Origin of the sequence: Shimia sp. SK013, from assembly GCF_001292625.1 — a bacterium.
Taxonomy (GTDB): Bacteria; Pseudomonadota; Alphaproteobacteria; order Rhodobacterales; family Rhodobacteraceae; genus Shimia.
Genome location: NZ_LAJH01000021.1, coordinates 221463 through 238135 on the forward strand (window position 1 = coordinate 221463; position 16673 = coordinate 238135).

A 16673-nucleotide genomic window follows, 5' to 3' on the forward strand; every position below is an offset into this window, starting at 1 on the left:
GAGCGCGGTTAGGCGTTGAAGCAGGGGAGTGTGTCGCCGTCGGCCGGAGTGGCGGCCCAGACGCCCCGAGCAATTGCGCGGGCCAGACAGGTTGCGGCGGCGTGCCCGAGCATCAAGGCGTCGGTTGCGGGATCTGTCAGCGGTTTTGCATTGGTTGATGCCGCGAAGATCAGATCACCGTCCATCGGCGTGTGAGACGGCACCAGAGCGCGGGCCATACCGTCGTGCGCTGCGGTGGCAATGCGTGTGCAAACGGCTTGCGGGACATCTGCGTCGGTCGCAACGATTGCAATGGTGGTGTTGTGGCTGCTGAGTTTGGTTTTTGGCCATCCTCTGGGCGCGTGGGTCATAAGACCGCGATCGCCGAATTCGGAGTCGATTTCCCAAGGGGCGGCCCAGAAATGGGTGCCGTCCGGGCTGGCGTCACCTAAGGCGTTTACAGCAACGAGAGCGCCAACCGTGTGACCGGAAGGCAGCACAACAGAGGCTGAGCCCAGCCCGCCTTTGTGGCTGGCGAGCGTGGCTCCGGTGCCAGCGCCCACAGAACCTAGGGTGAAATTCTCGGCGGCCGATTGCAGTGCGGCGGCGCCTAAGGCTTTGTATGGGTTTTCACTCCAGGCTTTGTCGCCGCCATTGAGCAGATCAAACAGGATCGCGCCGGGAACAATTGGCACATTCTGGTCGCCAACCGCAAAACCACGCCCCATTTGGCGCAGAAGGTCCGCCACGCCGGAAGACGCATCAAGGCCAAAGGCCGAACCGCCCGACAGCGTCAGCGCGTCGACCTGTTGCACCGATTTGTCCGGCGCCAGGAGATCGGTTTCGCGTGTGCCGGGCGCGCCGCCCATGACCGAAACGCCGCAAGTAAAGGGCTTGTCCGCGACCAACACGGTGGAGCCGGTTTTGATGTGGCTGTCTTGCGCATTTCCGACCCGCAGGCCCGCAACATCGGTGATCAGGTTCTTGGGGCCGGTCTGCATGGGGATCTCCTTTGGTTGGGTCCAGAGTAACGCCTTGATCCAAAGGAACAAGGCCGCCCGTTTGAGGCGGCCTTGATTGGTTTATGCCAGCTCTGGTGTGATGCTCAGTGTACCTTTGGTAGCATGGCTGTAGGGGCAAGTCAGATGGGCAGTTTCCATCAACTTTTGTGCCACGGCGGTCTCGACGCCGGGCAAGTCGATTTTCAAGCCAACCTCAAGGCCAAACCCGATGTCTTCGCGCGGTCCAATCCCGACGGTCGCGGTGACGGCTGCGTCTTGGGGCAGGGCGACCTTTTGCTGCATGGCGATGAATTTCATTGCCGACAGGAAACAGGCAGCATAGCCGGCGGCAAACAGTTGTTCGGGGTTGGTGCCGTCGCCGCCTGCGCCGCCAAGAGCCGTGGGTGTAGCGAGGGAGACTTCGAGGTTACCATCGTCGCTGATAGCGCGGCCTTCGCGGCCCCCGGTTGCGGTGGCGGATGTGGTGTAAAGTGTGGATTTGAGCATGGCTGTCTCCATTTGTATCGTGTACGATTTAATTGAGAGCGATATAAATTGATGCGCCGCGATTCGTCAAGGGCTTGCGATTTAATCGCGGGCGATTTAATTTGACCGGAAGGAGTCGCCCATGTCTGAGATGTCAAAGTCTATCCTCGACCAGATGCTGTGTTTCGAGGTCTACAGCACCGAACACGCTTTTTCGCGGTTGTACAAAACACTGCTGGCGCCCTTGGGGCTGACCTATCCGCAGTTTCTGGTGATGATCCTGTTGTGGGAAAATGACGATCAGACGGTGAATGGCATTGGAGGGCAGTTGGGGCTGGAGAGCAGCACATTGACGCCACTCTTGAAGCGGATGGAAAAGTCCGGATTTGTTCGGCGGCAGCGCGACGCCGAGGATGAACGCCGCGTGCGGGTGTCTTTAACCGAGACAGGCGACGCGTTGCGTCATGAAGCCAAGGGCATCGGCACCTGCGTCGCGGACGCGACCGGTATGCCTGGAGCTGAATTGAAAGCGTTGTTGTTGGAGTTGCGCAAGCTGCGCAACGGATTGGCGACGCACAATTTGGCAGCCGAATAATCCACTCATCTTTGCGATGAATTCGCCTGCGGACTTTCATTTGCCGTGCGCATTTGCAACACTTCGCCCAAATAGAAGCGAGGCGTGATGTAAATGTGCGTAACATTACCCATATCAGCCTCAAGGATTTGAAAAGAGGGAGTGTTTCATGGCGAATTTTGACGCGCAGGTGCGGGAATCTCAGGCACAGGTTGAGGAAACACAGGCAAAGATTGCCGAACTGACAGGCCGGATCGATGCGGCGCGCAGTAAGATGAAGACGGGCGAAGATGTCGCCATCGACATTGAAAACGCGACTTTGGACGATGTGCACGCGCATACAGAGGTGATGAACGCCAATATTGCCGAGCTGATTATGGGGCTTGATGATGTGACGGCTGCGTTTTCAAAAGATTTTGATCAGATGCGGGACAAGACGGGCTGGGAAAGCTTTGTCGGCATCTTTAGCCGTGGCAAATCAGAAAGCCTTCGGGCGGAGCGCATTAAGACCGCCAATATCGACGACAAATTACAGGATCTGATTGCGAAGTCGGACGTGATCACCCAGCTCTTGCAGGGTCAACTTTCGGTATTGGAAGAGCAGAAAGTCAAGGTTGAGACCAACCTGACTGAGACGCTGGATGAGCGGGAATTTACGGTGGGGGAACTGGAAACCTTGCGGGCTGAGATTTTGGCTATGGACCCCAATATTATAGCGGTCGAGAACAAGATTGCGGTAGAACAGGACGCAGCAGCGCGTACCAAGCTTGAGACCGAGTTGGCGGACCTGAACAAGGCCTACAATGAGTTGGTGCAGCAGGAGCAGGTCAAACTGGCGAAGTCGCAAACGCTGGAGCGCTATATCGAGAAGGGTAAGACCTGGGTCGATTCACTGCAGAACCAGGCGGCGACGCAGATGGTGCTGATCAACAAGCTGCAGACAGACACCAAACAGCGTGTGGTGCTTTATGATGCGCTGACGAAATCTTTGAAAACCGCGCAGCAACAGGACATCGCGCACCGGATCAACGAGATTGGTGTGGAGACGGATAAGGAAGCGCAAGCGTCGATGGCGGCGATTGGCACGGCGACGAACCAGAAGATGGCGGACATGATGGAAGCCCATGAGGAGCACATGGTGTTTGCGCGCGATGTACTGGAGGCGAAGGCCAAGGCGGATGAGCGTTTTGCACGGCGTTTTGCCAAGATCGTCGAGAAGCACGATAAGAACTTGTATGGGGCGTAGCTTTGGAACACCTCAGAAAGGACTGGCTGCCGTTGTTCAGGGCACCCCCGGCCTATCTGGCGAGGGGAGCCATTTTGCGGTTTCAGGAACCTGACAGACGGGCGGGCGTGTTGAGCTATGCCCAAGCCATCGGAAAGGAAACCTCAGGAGTAATTAGTTTTTTTGGTGTGGACGGTCGTCCGTGGGGCTACGGGCGTAGCGATCTTCCGAAGGAATCTCTGTTTGAGGGGCGACCATACACCGTTTGCACGAAGTGGCTGCGGAATAACTTTATTCACATAGTGGAAATCAGTGACTTTGATTCTGTGTTTTTTGCCCGTCAATTCGAGCCCAATCCTGTTGATCGGAGTAGCTCAGTATGACGACGTCAACCAAAGACCACACCGCTTTGATGGAGACCCGCGCGTCGCGGCGGTATTTCCAGAAGTTTGAGCGCATCACCGAGCATCTGACGCAGGTCGCGGCGGCGCGGGCGGCCGAGGGTGCGATCGGGGAGGCTGAGGTTAAGGTTCTGACCCGCTATCTGTTGGCGATTGGCTATACCTTCAAAGCCCTGAGCATGAAGTACCTGCTGGTGGGCCGCGAGACGGGGCATTTTTTCGGCAGTCTGGCGATGGATGCGGTGGAGAGCGGCTTTCCAGTGTTCAATGAGTTGCTGGTCATGGCGAATGACGCGCAGCAGGCCGAGAGCCATTTGCGCAATATGCCGGACACAGAAACGCTCAAAGATGAGATGCTGCGGGTGATCGTGGGCGAACAGGAGATCCCTACAAGGCTGCAATTCGCGCTTAGCCAGCGGCTTTATTACGAAGAATTGCTGAAGGGGCATTTGTTCTGGGCGCAGAACCATCCTGAGGTGCAATGGCAGGGCAGTCTGTCAGAGCGGCGGCGGCAATATTTGATCCATTGGGCGGTTTATGACAGCCAGAACAACCTGCCGACGATCTATCTGATGGATGTGGAGGACACCGGACGGCGGGCCTTGCCCAAGGATGAGCGACGCTGGCCTGAGGTGCAGGCGCACCTCATGGCACAGGCAGTAGGCGGGCTGAAGCTTGTGACCATTGCCAAGGGATTTGACGAGAGTTTTGACGATCTGCATCCCAAGCGGCTGCGGCGAATTCATGTAGGGCCGATGTATTCAAGCGCTTTCACTCGTCAGACGGGGCCGATCCGCGAGGTGTTGGAGGCCGCGCGGTCGCCTGAAGGTGAAGACTGGGCGCTGGCCTGGACCACCGAGGATTTGCACTCCGAGCAGGTTAAGGACGAGCGGTCCGGCTGGTTTGGTACCGTGGAGCGGCAGGTGTTTGCGCTTGATCCATTCTCGGGGCGGGGCGCGGATTTGGGGGCAACCAGCATGGAGCGATCCCTGATCCTGCCGCAGCGACCGTTTCAGGCGTTGGAAGAATTGAACCCGCCGGGGTTTGGCAGCGTGACGAAATATGTGGTGAGCCCGCAGGGGCGGGTGTTGAGGTATTAAGTCGGCTGCAAGTGATCGGCCCCCTGGGCCAAGCCTGCGGCGCGGATATCTGAGGCAAGAGGAAAATTGAGGGTGTGGAATAGATGAGCGTGACCGGTGATTTGATGGAGCTGCGCGAAGAGGATATTCGCAAGCATTATGAGGCGGCTGTTGGGATGCTCGACGGCTTTGATCATACGCCTCGGATTGCGAAAGGGCGAGAGGTCGCCGCGGCGCCGGGACGGTCCAGCGGGATTGGCACGCGGAGGCGGTTTCGGTCTACCACGCCGGGTTTGGTGACACGCTCGACTGCGCGGCCTGAAGGCGTGCATCTGGTGGAGCGCATTGAGGGCGCGGGCGGAGAAGATCCCTTGGTGTCGCCCACGCAGGCCAACGTGCAGCATGGGTTGCGGCGGTCGCTGGCGATTGCGCTGGCGGTGGGTGAGAATTTCGCCGAGGCGTCGGGATTGGCCGCGTTGAAGCGGGACAATCTGGCGGGCGCGCTGGGCGCGGATAAAAAGGCGGCGTTTTCCGAGCTGTTGGCGGCTGAGGCTTTGGCTGTGAGCTATGTCTTTGCCAATGCCACGTCGTTTCTGTTGGCGCCTTTGTTGGGCGAGACACAGGTTGAGGTTGGCGAAGTCGAGGAAGTCTTGACGGACAATGCGCAGCTTGCGTTGCATGGCGCGCTTTGGGAGTTGGATCAGGACATCGCCGCGTTGGTGACGGACGAGGATCGGCTTGTGGCTTGCGTTTGTGCCTTTGCCGAGCAGTTGATGGAGAAGGTGGCTTTGCGGGCGCAGAATGCGCCGCAGTTGGCGGCATTTGTGGGCGCGAGTTGGAAGGTTCAGGCGGATGATCTGACGATCAATGGTTTTACGCCGGCGCGGGCGGCGAAGGGCAGCAAGCTGACGATGACCTTCAAGAAACCCAACGAGGTTGTGGGCAATCACATCGCCAAATATCAGGCGATGAAGCTCGCCAAGATGCTGATGGCCTATGACTTTGATCGGCGGCTCAACCCGTTTGCCGAGTTGGGTGGGTTCATCTTTACCTTCATGGGGGATGGCGCGCCGGGGACGGGGAAAACCACGCTTATTCAGATGATGGCGGGCTTGGTGAATGACTACTGTCAGGTGGCGGGTTATCCGTTCCGGTATCAGAACTTTGGCGTCGACAATATCGACAGCTATCAAGGTAAATCAGGGCAGAATGCCAAGGCTTTTGTGCAGAATGTTCTGGATCCGCAGGTGATCGGTTTTGGCACAATTGATGACATCGACCAGATCGCAGGCAAGCGCGGGGATCGGCAATCGAGCGCGGGTCAACAGGAGGTTACGGCGGTCTTTATGGAGGCTTTTGCGGGCGCCAACACGGTGGTGCGCGGCAACTGTACGTTCGGGATGTTTTCCAACTATCCCGAGAACGTGGACGACGCGCTGCGCCAGCGGGCCGGGGCGCGGTTCTTGGTGGATGGGCCGCAGACGCGGGAGGATTATATCGACATCCTTGCGCTGTTGATGGGCAAGAACCACGACATCGCGCTGGGGGCGCATGAGCTGTTTGAAGCGCAGATGATCCAGAAGGCCGTGGCGGCCTCGTTTGAAAGCCACAACAAGCCGCATGAGGAGGGGTTGCTCAACGTGTTTGATCGCGTGCATGGACAGGTCGGGGATCTGGACACCATTGCCAAGATGGGTACGTACCTGAAGGCCATTCAGGAGGCTGATCCCCGGTTCACGGGGCGGGCGATCAAGAACATCACGGATGCCGTGAAGGTGCGGGCGATGGACTTTGAATTGCCGGACGCATGGATGGCGCAGCCAGAGCTGTTTTTGACGAAGGATTACGACACCAAAAAAGACATGATTGGTGAGCTTCGGGTGCCGATCACCACCGAGATGGTGGTGCAGGAGATCAACCGTTATGCGGATTCTGAGTTCCGCTATGCCGATAAGTCGGATGAGGTGGCGATTGAGAATATGGTCCGCGATATGCAGCGGAGCGAGGCGGCGAAGCGGCGGTATCTGGAGGGGAAGGCGTAAGTGTTTGTGCTCGACAGCATTGGGTTTGTGAACACGGGGTTACCGTTGATTGTGCTTGGCGTGCTTGCGATGCTGATCCCGCGTTTTGTGGTGGATCACGAGACGCGGTCCCATCACAAAGTGATGCTGGGGATTGCTGTGTCGGCGGTGATCCTGTTTGGCGTCGGCTACGGGATCTCCGTGGTTTTGACCAACGCACGCGGTGTGCACGCTATGACGCTTGGGTCGAGGCCGGAGCTTGGAACAGCACTTTGGATGCATTCACGGCTGTCTTTGATGGCGGCGATTGTCTGGGCGCCGATCTTGGGATTGGTCTGGTTTGGCCAAGCGCAGGGCGTGGAAGCGCGGCGCGGGCAGGAAATGGCGCAGGAGGGGCAGTGATGACAGCGATGAGGGTCGCGCCCGACCTGGTGGGCGCTTTGGATTGCTTTGGAATTGGCGATTTGGTGCAAGGAGCGCAGGTGTTGGTGTGTGTGATTGACGGTGCAAACGCGCCCTCCGGGGGGAGGTCGGGCGCGGCCCGGCTAAAGTCCGGGCGGAAGAAAACTGGAAGTCTTGGAGATCAACATGGCGCTTTCATACTTTGAGTACGCGACCTTGGCGGTTGGGGGCCTAATGGCCGTTGCCGCTGTTGCCGGAGTTTATCTCAGTGTGCGAATGCTGCGGCCATTTTCATGGCCCAAATTATTGATTCCGCTCGCGGTGCTGTTCGCGCTCTATATTGTTTATAACTTGCTTGTCGTGGCCTTTCTGATTTTCGCAGGTGCGGCGGCACCGAATACGGAGCCGCTCGCGCAATGGGTTGAGGTGTTTGGCTTATACCTCTGGCCTTTCGTGTATTTGATCGGGATGCTTGTCGTAGCCTTGACGACATCTCAGGGAGGGGCGGATGCATAGACTGATCCAACGTGGCCTGATGTTTGGCAACCTGATCGAGGTGGCCTCGCCCATTCTGGTCGAGCGCTATAATCGTGCGCTGAAACACCTGACGGGCAAAACCACCGACCTCACCGATTTTCACATCGATGTTTCGGGCTATTCCCCCGAGGTGGGCGATGCGCTGGGGGATCATCTGTACCTCAACCAAGGGGGCTGTAACCGGCAGTTCATCTTGTTGACCACGGATCAGAAAACCGCGCCGCTGCTGAATGCGAAGTTCTCTAACAGCCGCGATATTTTGCGCCATTTCATTGAAGAGAACGAGCCGCAGCTATTTGCCTTAACCGCGCGTGATTCTGTGGCCGGTGAGTTGGTGAATTCGGTGTTTTCCGTGAGCGATCCAGTGCGGTTATTTGATATTCGCAAGGTCACGGTTGAGGCCGACACGACTGAGGGCACGCTGCGCGATGCGGAGAAGTTGGGGGCACTGGCGGAACGGTTCAAACAGGATGAGGATGGATGGTTTGACGACGTGCTGATTGCCGACATGATCACGCTGGCGAAACGCACGGGGGATGTGACGCGTAATCCGGTGACTTTGCGCCATATGGCGTTTGATCAGGAGGATTTCTGGACGGCGCATTTTGGTGGGGTTTATTTCTTTCGCGGCGTTGGGCATCCGGCGGCGATCACCAGTGGGATCAAGGGCGATTTGGGCAAGCTGCCGATCAAATACACGTTTGATTTTAAAGACAGAAACCAGATTGCGAAGTTCTTTGACTACAACGATCTGGTGGAGCCGATTGTGAAGGCACGGGGCATCGATGCGAGTGCGATCCTGCGGCAGAAGATGGATTTCATTGTGGTCGATGCAGCGCAGAATGCGGGTGTTGACCTGACGGGGGCAACTCGGCGGGATATCCGCCGGTTGGCGCGAAATCACGCGGATCATTTGCCACCGGAATATCACGGGCTGCGCGAGATGGTGGATTGGGCGGAAAACGAAGGCAAATGGCCTCGGATTTCCAGCGACCATCCGGCATATTTCTATACGCTGCGCGCCACAGACACGGATCAGGCGGATTTGGTGAATATGCTGTTGGCGGAACTGGCGCCCAAAGACATCCGGCAGTTGTTCATTTGCCACAAGGAGGTGTTTTACCGCCTCTATCAGGGCTGGACTGACACCAAAAAGAGCTTTGTTGCGGATTTCCTTGAGCGGGAATACCAAGTGGATAAGGCGGGAGCGCGGGCGGCGTTGTTCGGCCATGATGCACCTTTGGAAATGCCACGGGTGCGCCGGAGGGCAAGTGACGATATGATCGACCGCGTGGGACCTTGGGGCGCGGTGAGGAGATAGCGATGTTTGCACTGGGAAGATTGGCCGTTGTCGGCTTTGTGGTTCTGACCATCATCTACTTTTGTTTGTCGTGGTATTCGCGCGGTGTGCGGCGTGACAAGCTGGAAGCTGAGTGGGACGAAGAAGGCATGACGGGAGATCGTGAAGCCTTTGTCGACGAAGGTTTGCGCGATTATGACGGCAGCTTGCGTCGCAAGTTGATCTGGGGTGTCTATATCATTCCGGTGACAGCGGTTATCACGCTGATCTACTTTATGAATTTCCACTAGGGGGACCCGAGAGATGGTCTATGTAAAATGGGGTTTCTGGGGGCTGTTCTGGCTGCTGGTGGCGGCGTTCTTTCACTATACATTGCCGCAGAATGACATTGTGCGTGTCACGGATACCTATGAAAAGCGGATCGATTTTGGCGAGAACTCGATTTTTTGGGCCAAGTCGGATGCAGGTAATGCGGAAACGACTGTGAACCGCGACATATTTTTCATTCAGACCAAGTTTCCGAACGACAAGGTAATGGTCTATCGCAATGAAGACACGTCGGCGGGTTGGCCGCCCTATTTTAAGTTCGATACGTCGAACCTGCAGGCCGAGGCCGCGGATCTGAAATCCAGCGCCGATGCACCGCAATGGGTCGCCATCAAGCATTATGGCTGGCGCAACGAGTTCTTGTCGATTTATCCCAATGCGGTTGGCGTTAAAGCTGTGGACAGCCCGGATGTGACGTTCATACCGTGGCTCAATATCGCCATCCTGATTGTGTTTTTTGCATTTGTCTGGGCCATTTGGGTGCGATGGAGGCGGTTCCGCGAAGCCCGTATTGATCCGGTTCTTGAGGACATGGGCGACAGTTTTGAGGCGGCCGGTGACAACATCGCCGAAAAGCGCGGACGGTTCCGCGCTTGGCTTGATACGTTCAGAGGCCAGGCGCGGTAATCAGCGCATGCCGTAGTAGAGGCCGACCACGTGTTCGGCCTCTGCGAAAAACAGCCAGCGCGAGGTTGCGACGCCTGCGATATGGCTGAGCACCGCCAAGGCCGCGAAGATGTGGCTAAAGGGCAGAAGCAGCAGGATCAGCGGCAGCGCGAAGGTTAGGCCAAAGGCAATAACGCGCAATTTCATCGCGTGTTTGCGGCCGATCACATAGACGAATTCTTTCATCAGATAGTTGGGCGATGTGTGTGGATGCGCCATGGACCGGACCGTGCCTCTCTCGCCCAAACCCGTGGCTGTTCCAAGGTCTGTTCCGCTGTTTGCGAACGCCTTGTCTCCGCGTTGCCACCACGCCAGTTGTACGGCGGCGGCAAAGAACAGGAGCGCGATTGCAATTGTCGTGCGACCTGACAAAAGGGCACCACCAGCGATGGAAAATGTTAGGTAAAGTGCTGGAGTCAAAGGGGTTTTCCAGCGCGGCACAGTGGCGAGTTGGCCATAGATCATCGATGTGGTGAAGACAGTTGCCACCGATAACGCCGCGCCGATCCAGCCCAGAATGGCGATGTGGATGTTCAAAAAGATGAGGGCGGCGGCGTAGAGGCCAAGGATGCAAAGCGCGCCGACGGCGCAGACACCTTCGCGCGATAGCCAACTTGTGCGCCATTGGCTGAAGGCGCGCCAGGCGCGTTCGGGATGGCCAAGGTGGAATGTGGAAGACAAGAGGCCCCCGACCGCGAGGGCAAAGGCAATGGCAAAGAAGATGAATCCGGTCATGCCTGTTGGCGGCGTTGGGTCAATGCCGAGCCAAAAGAGCAGCCCAAAGCCGAGGCCTGAGAGGGTCGAAAAGATGATAACTGACGGGGCGGGATGCATCAGGCGGACCCTCCGGGAATTTTGTCCAGCGTTTTGTCGAGCCAGCTGAGGAAGCCGCGCGGTTCGTCGGCGACGGGGGCCAGCATCGGCGCCAGAAGGGATTGATCATCCCATGAATCCTTGAGGCGCGGCGGAAGGTATTTGTTCACCGGCTTGGTGCCCATTTCCGGCATCAGGTCAAAACCGCCTCTGGATTCAACCAGTTGGCTGACGTCTGAGTTGGGATCACCCAGGTCGCCAAAGTGCCGGGCACCTGCGGGACAGGTGCGTACGCAAGAGGGGATCTGATCTTCTTCGGGCAGGTTTTCGTTGTAGATGCGATCGACGCAAAGGGTGCATTTCTTCATCACGCCTTCGGCTTGATCCATCTCACGCGCACCGTAGGGACAGGCCCATGCGCAGAGGCCGCAGCCGATGCAGCTGTCCTCATTGACCAAGACAATGCCATCCTCGACCCGCTTGTAGCTGGCGCCGGTGGGGCAGACGGTGACGCAAGGGGCGTCCTCGCAGTGCAGGCAGGATTTGGGGAAGTGCACGGTTTGGGCGGAGCCTGCTTCGGGTTGCACTTCGTAGCTGTGCACGCGGTTGAGGAAGGTGCCCATGGGTTCGGTGCCATAGGGGCGTTGGTCCGACAGGGGCGCGCCGTAGTTTTCGGTGTTCCAGCCTTTGCAGGAGATCACGCAGGCGTGGCAGCCGACACAGGTATCAAGGTCGATCACAAGGCCGAGTTTGCGGTCGGTGGAGGTGGGAAGCGTGGTCATGAGTGGGCCTCCAGATGGGGGGCTGTATCGCGTTGGTATCGCGTCGGTATCGCGACTGCGCGGTTTTTGGGTCCTGGCATGGGGGCGCTGCCCCTTGCCGCAGCACAGCTGCGGCCTCCCCGGGATATTTTGGGCAAGAGGAAAGTGTGTGTCATTTGCCCACCTTCCATTTGAGATCTGACGGTCCTTGGGCGACCGGAGATTGGATCGGGTCAAAGGTCGGTTGGCTTTCGGAAGGCGCGACCACTTTTTCGAGTTTCACGCGCAGGTCGAACCATGCGGCTTGGCCCGTTATGGGATCGGAGTTGGCCCAACGTAGTCCGTCGCCTTTGGGAGGCAGCAGCTCGTGGATCAGGTGATTGAGCAGAAAGCCTTTGTTGGATTCTGGTGCGTCCTCGGAGAGGGCCCAGGTGCCTTTGCGTTTGCCGATGGCGTTCCATGTCCAGACGGTGTTTTCGTTGAGAGCCGCCTGATGCGCGACCGGCACGGTGATTTCACCATGCACGGAGGTCACGCGGGCCCAGTCGCCTTCGGCAAAGCCGTGTTTCTGCCAGAGCTTGGTGGGCAGATAGAGGGGGTTTTCGCCGTGCAACTGACGCAGCCATGCGTTTTGGGTGCCCCAGCTGTGATACATCGCCATCGGGCGTTGCGTTAAGGCGTGCACGTCGAATTCTTCGGGGTCGATGCTGGCGTCCTCTAGTGGCGGATACCAGATCGGCAAGGGGTCCATGACCTCCTTGAGGCGATCGCGCAGGTGTTCGGGTGGTTGGCGATCCCCGTGGCCTTCGGCGGCCCGTTGAAATTTGCGCATTGGTTCCACGTAGAGTTGGAACAGGAAGGGTTGCGGCGCATCAAACAGGCCGATTTTTACTGCCCAGTCCTGATAGTCCATGTTCCACGGTTTCATGTAGCGGGCGGCGTCTGGCACATGTTGGATCGCGAAACCGCCATTTTCGATGTAGCGGTCCAACTGACCCGGGTTGACCTCGCCACGTCCGAACTGGTCACCGTCCTCGCCGCGGAAACCGGCCAGAGGGCCCACACCAGGGCGGCGTTCGTGGTTCACGATGTAGTCGGCGTAGTCTTTCCATTTGGGCGTGCCGTCCTCATTGAGGAAACCCGGCAGGCCGATGCGCGCGCCCAATTCAACCAGCACAGATTGGAAGCCGCGCACGTCGCGGTCGGGTTCCACCACGGGCCAGCGGATTGCATCGGCGGCACCGTCGGCCTCGCAGATGGGGCGGTCTAGCAGCGAGATACAATCGTGGCGTTCCAGATAGGTGGTGTCTGGCAGGATCAGGTCGGCGTAGGCGACCATCTCGGAGCTATAGGCATCCGAATAGATGATGCGCGGGATCTTGTAGCGGCCATCCTCGTTGCGGTCGGTCAACATCTTGATCACGCCCGAGGTGTTCATGGACGAGTTCCACGACATGTTGGCCATGTACATGAATAGGGTGTCGATCGGATAAGGATCACCGGCGTGGGCGTTGGAGATCACCATATGCATGAGGCCGTGCACGGACATGGGGTTTTCCCAGGTGAAGGCCTTGTCGATGCGGCACGCTGTGCCGTCGTCATTGATTTGCAGGTCTTCGGGACCACGCGGGAAGCCGAGGTGGGGACCGGCCAGCGGTTTGCCGGGGCGGCCAACGCCATGCGGGGTTGGGTGGGCCTCTACCGGTTTGGGATAAGGCGGTTTGAAGCGGAAGCCGCCGGGGACCTCGACGGTGCCCAGCAGGATTTGCAGCACATGCAGTGCGCGGCAGGTCTGAAAGCCGTTGGAGTGGGCCGAGATGCCACGCATGGCGTGAAAGCTGACGGGGCGGCCGGTCATGGTTTTGTGGGTCTCGCCGCGGAAATCGGTCCATTCCTGATCAAGCTCGAAGGCTTCGTCAAAGGCGACGCGCGCAAGTTCAGCTGCGATGGTTTTGATTTTCTGGGCGGAGATGCCAGTGCGCTCGGCGACGTTTTCGGGTGCATATTGCGGGTCGAGGTATTTCTCGGCCATCAGGTGCATGACGGTTTTGTGGGTCACGCCTGCGTGGCGATATTGCGCGGAGAGGTCGGGCTGCACGCCTTTCTGGTCAAACGGTGTGAGCTTGCCGGTGGTGCGGTCGATGACCAGTTGTTTGCCGTCGTCGTCGCGCATCAGCAAGCCGGTTTCGCCGTCTATTAGCACGGGCGCGTTGGTGTATTGTGCGAGATAGTGCAGGTCGATTTTGCCGGCCTTCATCAATTCATGCACCAGCGCGAGCACAAACAACCCATCGGTGCCCGGTGTGATGCCGACCCATTCATCCGCCACGGCGTTGTAGCCAGATCGTACGGGGTTCACACCAATGACCTTGGCACCGCGCGCTTTGATCTTGCCGATGCCCGCTTTGATGGGGTTGCTGTCGTGATCCTCGGCGACGCCAAAAATCATAAAGAGTTTGGTGTGATCCCAGTCGGGCTGACCAAACTCCCAGAATGCGCCGCCCATAGTATATATGCCCGCCGCCGCCATGTTCACCGAGCAAAAGCCGCCGTGGGCTGCGTAGTTAGGGGTGCCAAAGTGTTGCGCCCAGAAAGATGTGAAGGACTGCGACTGGTCGCGTCCGGTGAAGAAGGCGAGTTTATGCGGTGCGGTTTCGTGCAGTTCTGTCAGCCAGCCAACGGCCGTTGACAGGGCTTCCTCCCACTCGATTTCCACATACTCGCCAGAGCCGCGCGGGCCGACGCGTTTGAGAGGCTTTTTCAGGCGAGAGGGCGCGTTGACCTGCATGATGCCTGCTGAGCCTTTGGCGCAAAGCACACCTTTGTTGACCGGATGATCTCGGTTGCCCTCGATATAGGCGACCTCTTTCTTGCCGTCGGGACCGTCCTTCATGTGCACGTTGATGCCGCATCGGCAGGCGCACATATAGCAGGTGGTCTGGCGCACCTCGTCAGAGACTTTGGGCGAGGTGTCGAGCTTGGGCTGCTGAAAGGTCATGCGGGGTCTTTCGGTCAGAGTGTTCCGGAACTGATACCTTTGCGGGAATTGTGTTCCAGAGCAAAGGAAATTCGCGGGATGTTATCGGTCGTGCAGCGCTGTGTAGGGGCGCATGTCGGGGCCGTTGTAGAGGGTCAGCGGGCGGATCAGGATGTTACTGTCTTGTTGGTCCATGCATTGGATGATCCAGCCGGGCATGCGGCCAATGGCAAAGATCGGCACATAGAGATCCATCGGAATGCCGTGGAGTTGATAGATCACGCCGGAATAGAAATCGACGTTCACGTTCAGGCCATGACGGGCGTAGGGCTGCATCGCTGCGACGACGCCTTGCAGGATTTCGTACCACTCCGGCGCACCCATTTCGTCGCCGAGTTTCTTGACGCCGTCGCGCATGTGGCGGGCGCGGGGATCTTCGGCGCGGTAGACGCGGTGGCCAAAGCCGGTCACCGCCTCGCGGTTCTTACGCTTGGCTTTGACATAAGCGGCTGCGTTGTCGGGCGTGCCGATTTCGGTAACCATTTTCATGACGTCCTCGGCGGCGCCGCCATGCGCCGGACCTGCGAGTGTCGACAGGGCCGTCACAATGCCGCCGTGCAGGTTGGTGTCGGTTCCGATGGTGACGCGGGCGGCAAAAGAGGATGCGTTGGCGCCGTGTTCGGCGTGCAGGATGAAATCGACGTCGGCAAGGCGCGCGGCGTCTTCGGAGGGTTTTTCGCCTTTGAGCATCCAGAGCCAGTTGGCGGCGTGGCTGAGCGTTTTGTCGGCAAGTACCGGATCGCGGCCATTGCGGATGTGTTCATGCGCCGCGATGATCATCGGCACTTGTGAGGTCAGACGCAGACCGTTGGCGAGGAAAGCGTCTTGGCCGGTGTTCTGGCTGTCGGTCTCAAGCGCTGCGAGGGCGGAGACCGCGGTGCGCAGCACGTCCATCGGGTGGCCGTCTTTGGTGGCGCTGATGATGTCATAGACCTGATCGGGCAATTCACGTGCGGCTTTGAGCGTTGCGTCAAAAGCGGCGAGTTCGTCTTCTGTTGGCAAGTCGCCGTGGATAAGCAGAAAACAGACCTCTTCGAAGGTCGATTTGGTTGCGAGATCGTGGATCGAATAGCCACGGTAGGACAGCTCACCTTTGGCTCCGTCGATGTGGCTGACGCCGGAACGTTCGAAATAAATGCCCTTAAGGCCGCGGTTGATCTTGACGTTTTCGGTCACGGATGGCTCCTGTTGCGTATACGGAGGTATACATGAAGTTTATGAATGCGCTGTCGGCCAAGGTGGCGACGAAGAACGCACGTGTTGTGTTTCCCGAGCACAAGGAACCGCGCACGGCGGAGGCCATGCGGGCGCTGGATCGGGACGGTTTGTGTCGGCCGATGACCCTTGGGGATAGCACCGACAGATATGTGCAGGCGCTGATTGAAACGCGCGGCATGAAAGAAGGTATTGCCCGCAGGTTGATTGGCAAGCCACTTTACCGGGCTGCGGCGATGGTTGCTGCGGGTGAAGCGGACGCGATGGTGGCCGGAGCAGTGGCGCCCACGCGACGGGTCATTGAGGCGGCGTCCATGGCGATTGGTCTGGCAGAGGGTGTCAGTATTCCGTCGAGTTTTTTCCTGATGAATTTTGCCGATGACCGGTCTCTGATCTTTGCCGACTGCGGATTGACTGTTGATCCGGACGCCGAAACGCTGGCGGCGATTGCGCGGGCATCGGCGCGCAGCGGAGACGCTTTGCTGGGGGATGCGCGGGTGGCGTTGCTGTCGTTTTCTACTGGCACCAGCGGCGCGGGAGCGAGCGTGGACAAGGTGCGTGAAGCCGCCGAAATCAGTGGCTTTGCCGGTCCGATACAGGGTGACGCGGCGCTGATCCCTGAGGTCGCGGCCCGCAAGGACGCGGGTGCGGGGAATGCCAATGTGTTGATCTTTCCTAATCTGGACGCGGGCAACATCGCCTACAAGTTGGCAGTCGCTTTGGGCGGCGCACAGGCGTTGGGGCCGATTTTGCAGGGGTTTCGCAGGCCGGTATGCGATTTGAGTCGCGGGGCCAGCGCACAGGATATTGTCGCGGCCACGGTGGTTACACTGGCGTTGGATTGACGTC

The 16673-nt window shown here is 58.5% G+C and carries 17 protein-coding genes; 11 read left to right on the top strand and 6 right to left on the bottom strand.

Translation table 11 applies throughout. From position 1 onward, the window contains the following. Positions 1–8: 8 nt before the first annotated feature. Both SHIM_RS16950 and SHIM_RS16955 read right to left on the bottom strand, forming a co-directional pair. Positions 9–980, bottom strand: a complete 972-nt coding sequence (locus SHIM_RS16950) for a P1 family peptidase (protein WP_054003850.1) — start codon at positions 978–980, stop codon at positions 9–11. An 81-nt stretch (positions 981–1061) separates the two neighbouring features. Continuing rightward, positions 1062–1487 carry an organic hydroperoxide resistance protein gene (locus tag SHIM_RS16955; RefSeq protein ID WP_054003978.1) on the bottom strand — a complete coding sequence of 142 codons (426 nt, stop codon included), beginning with the start codon at positions 1485–1487 and terminating at the stop codon, positions 1062–1064. Positions 1488–1608: 121 nt separating this feature from the next. On the opposite strand from SHIM_RS16955, the gene SHIM_RS16960 reads away from it, so the two are divergent. The 9 genes from SHIM_RS16960 (at position 1609) to SHIM_RS17010 (ending at position 9959) form a co-directional block, all read left to right on the top strand. Next, positions 1609–2061, top strand: coding sequence for a MarR family winged helix-turn-helix transcriptional regulator (locus SHIM_RS16960; protein ID WP_054003851.1), 453 nt, complete (start codon positions 1609–1611; stop codon positions 2059–2061). A gap of 148 nt (positions 2062–2209) precedes the next feature. Continuing rightward, the gene (locus SHIM_RS16965) at positions 2210–3286 is read left to right on the top strand and encodes a hypothetical protein (RefSeq protein ID WP_054003852.1); all 1077 of its coding nucleotides are present in this window, start codon (positions 2210–2212) and stop codon (positions 3284–3286) included. A 358-nt stretch (positions 3287–3644) separates the two neighbouring features. Beyond that, positions 3645–4766 carry a hypothetical protein gene (locus tag SHIM_RS16975; protein ID WP_054003854.1) on the top strand — a complete coding sequence of 374 codons (1122 nt, stop codon included), beginning with the start codon at positions 3645–3647 and terminating at the stop codon, positions 4764–4766. Positions 4767–4849: 83 nt separating this feature from the next. Further along, entirely contained in the window at positions 4850–6787 is a 1938-nt protein-coding gene (locus SHIM_RS16980; protein ID WP_054003855.1) for an AAA family ATPase, read from the top strand. Positions 6788–6793: 6 nt separating this feature from the next. Beyond that, the gene (locus SHIM_RS16985; protein ID WP_152926582.1) at positions 6794–7168 is read left to right on the top strand and encodes a hypothetical protein; all 375 of its coding nucleotides are present in this window, start codon (positions 6794–6796) and stop codon (positions 7166–7168) included. A 234-nt stretch (positions 7169–7402) separates the two neighbouring features. Further along, a complete protein-coding gene (locus SHIM_RS16995; protein ID WP_054003858.1) occupies positions 7403–7684 on the top strand; it encodes a hypothetical protein in 282 nt (93 codons plus the stop codon). Next, positions 7677–9026, top strand: a complete 1350-nt coding sequence (locus SHIM_RS17000; protein ID WP_054003859.1) for a DUF6638 family protein — start codon at positions 7677–7679, stop codon at positions 9024–9026. The genes SHIM_RS16995 and SHIM_RS17000 overlap by 8 nt, the downstream gene beginning before the upstream one ends. Positions 9027–9028: 2 nt before the next feature. Further along, on the top strand, positions 9029–9295 hold the full coding sequence (locus tag SHIM_RS17005) for a hypothetical protein (protein WP_054003860.1): 267 nt from the start codon (positions 9029–9031) through the stop codon (positions 9293–9295). A gap of 13 nt (positions 9296–9308) precedes the next feature. Continuing rightward, the gene (locus tag SHIM_RS17010) at positions 9309–9959 is read left to right on the top strand and encodes a DUF1523 family protein (protein ID WP_054003861.1); all 651 of its coding nucleotides are present in this window, start codon (positions 9309–9311) and stop codon (positions 9957–9959) included. Here the strand turns inward: SHIM_RS17010 and SHIM_RS17015 are convergent, their stop codons facing one another. Next, the gene (locus tag SHIM_RS17015; protein ID WP_446740608.1) at positions 9960–10733 is read right to left on the bottom strand and encodes a dimethyl sulfoxide reductase anchor subunit family protein; all 774 of its coding nucleotides are present in this window, start codon (positions 10731–10733) and stop codon (positions 9960–9962) included. Here SHIM_RS17015 and SHIM_RS20740 point away from each other — a divergent pair. Further along, positions 10615–10881, top strand: a complete 267-nt coding sequence (locus tag SHIM_RS20740; protein WP_446740609.1) for a hypothetical protein — start codon at positions 10615–10617, stop codon at positions 10879–10881. The two genes, SHIM_RS17015 and SHIM_RS20740, sit on opposite strands and share 119 nt — an antisense overlap. Here the strand turns inward: SHIM_RS20740 and SHIM_RS17020 are convergent. The 3 genes from SHIM_RS17020 to SHIM_RS17030 form a co-directional block, all read right to left on the bottom strand. Beyond that, entirely contained in the window at positions 10832–11593 is a 762-nt protein-coding gene (locus tag SHIM_RS17020) for a 4Fe-4S dicluster domain-containing protein (protein ID WP_054003863.1), read from the bottom strand. The genes SHIM_RS20740 and SHIM_RS17020 overlap by 50 nt on opposite strands. 151 nt (positions 11594–11744) lie before the next feature. Then, positions 11745–14570 (bottom strand): molybdopterin oxidoreductase family protein, encoded by a 2826-nt coding sequence (locus SHIM_RS17025; protein ID WP_054003864.1) that lies wholly within the window; start codon positions 14568–14570, stop codon positions 11745–11747. Positions 14571–14651: 81 nt separating this feature from the next. After that, a complete protein-coding gene (locus SHIM_RS17030) occupies positions 14652–15785 on the bottom strand; it encodes a citrate/2-methylcitrate synthase (RefSeq protein ID WP_054003865.1) in 1134 nt (377 codons plus the stop codon). A 32-nt stretch (positions 15786–15817) separates the two neighbouring features. On the opposite strand from SHIM_RS17030, the gene SHIM_RS17035 reads away from it, so the two are divergent. After that, positions 15818–16669: a phosphate acyltransferase gene (locus tag SHIM_RS17035; RefSeq protein ID WP_054003979.1), complete on the top strand. Its 852-nt coding sequence runs from the start codon at positions 15818–15820 to the stop codon at positions 16667–16669. Positions 16670–16673: the final 4 nt, after the last annotated feature.